Annotated in this window: 1 protein-coding gene; it reads right to left on the bottom strand. The window is 38.5% G+C overall.

Annotated features, from left to right (window positions below):
- Nucleotides 1-127 precede the first annotated feature (127 nt).
- On the bottom strand, nucleotides 128-322 hold the full coding sequence (locus tag V7068_RS03250) for a hypothetical protein (RefSeq protein WP_127759389.1): 195 nt from the start codon (nucleotides 320-322) through the stop codon (nucleotides 128-130).
- Nucleotides 323-390 lie beyond the last annotated feature (68 nt).

The raw sequence follows: 390 nt of genomic DNA, 5'->3' as shown, positions 1-390 counted from the left end.
ATCCAGAAATCAGACAAGGGAATGGGGCTGTCCATTAGATTTTCGTTGATGCTTTTTATCTTGGGACTTTTTAGACAGCCACGGGCAGGGGGCAAAAATCAGCAGCGTCCTATAAGAGAGCCTTGAATCAGGAAGTTTTCTCTGTATTTCCGCCTACTTGATTCCAATTTGTTTGAATCTTTTGGGAATGTTGATAAATATCTGCATGACGTTTGCCTCCAAATAGTTTCTCCGCAATGCCGTTTGTCAGTACACCATTTACAGCTGTAATCCCGATAATTAAACTAGCGACAATAAGGAAATCGATGAAAAAAAGAGCCATTTAAACAACTCCTTTATATGGTGATTTCGTTCAATTAGTTCATTATATGTTCGGGTTGTATTATATAG

It is taken from the genome of Bacillus sp. JJ634, from assembly GCF_036962285.1.
Lineage (GTDB): Bacteria > Bacillota > Bacilli > Bacillales > DSM-1321 > Peribacillus > Peribacillus asahii_A.
This window is presented reverse-complemented; position numbering and strand designations above follow the sequence as displayed.

Excerpts from the sequence above, each read along its gene's own strand:
- V7068_RS03250 (WP_127759389.1), bottom strand. The coding sequence starts at position 322 with ATGGCTCTTTTTTTCATCGATTTCCTTATTGTCGCTAGTTTAATTATC.